Source organism: Halomonas sp. 25-S5, from assembly GCF_029889845.1.
Classification (GTDB): domain Bacteria; phylum Pseudomonadota; class Gammaproteobacteria; order Pseudomonadales; family Halomonadaceae; genus Halomonas.
The window spans coordinates 1-835 of sequence record NZ_JARANV010000075.1; the positions used below are offsets into that span (position 1 = coordinate 1).

The 835-nt window shown below is 67.8% G+C and carries 1 protein-coding gene; it reads left to right on the top strand.

The window, feature by feature from the left end:
* The coding region (locus OP498_RS18430; RefSeq protein ID WP_280554811.1) for a transposase at window positions 1-561 on the top strand (561 nt) is incomplete at its 5' end.
* Window positions 562-835 lie beyond the last annotated feature (274 nt).

The following is an 835-nucleotide window of genomic DNA, read 5'->3' on the forward strand; positions in this document are numbered from 1 at the left end:
GAATACGTCGATGCCGTGAAGGCGGCCCAGCACCGCGTGGCGGGGCTGGAAGCGCAGATGCGCGCGGTATTGCCGAGCTGGTCCCTCGCGCCGGTGGTCGAGGCGCTGATGGCGATGCGTGGGATCAGCTTGATTGCCGGCATGACGGTGCTGGCCGAGCTGGGGGATATCAGCCGCTTCGACTCGCCCCGACAGCTGATGGCCTACCTGGGCCTGGTCCCCAGTGAGCACTCCAGCGGCGGCAGCCGGCGCCAGGGCGGGATCACCAAGACCGGCAACGGGCATGTGCGGCGCGTGTTGGTGGAAGCCGCCTGGAGTTACCGCTTCCCGGCGCGCAAGACGCGTGCGATCCAACAGCGCGCGGAGAAGACATCGCCGACCATCCAGGCCATCGCCTGGGAGGCACAGAAACGCCTGTGCGGGCGTTACCGCCGGCTGGCTGACACGGGCAAGGTCACGCAGCAGGTCACCACGGCGGTGGCGCGGGAGCTGGCCGGCTTCCTGTGGGCCATCGCCTGTGAGGCGATGGGCAAGCCGCACGGCAGCCGGGCCACGGCATGACGTCCACGTCCCAGTGCCGGCGGGTCAGGGAGCGTCGGGCCGGTAGGAGAACCCCTGGCCGGCCTATGAGGCCCCCGCCCTGCGGGGCAGGGTGACCCTCGCACGTAGAACAGGGCAGCTCCGCGACGAAGTGATGACAGGTCGGTACCCAACCCACGAATACCAGAGAGATCCACCGTCGCTGATAGCCCCTCGCTCCCTGACCCGTCGGCATTGAGGACAACCATATGTAAATAGAGACAACCGAGCCCTTGACGGGTCAATCCATACCAGG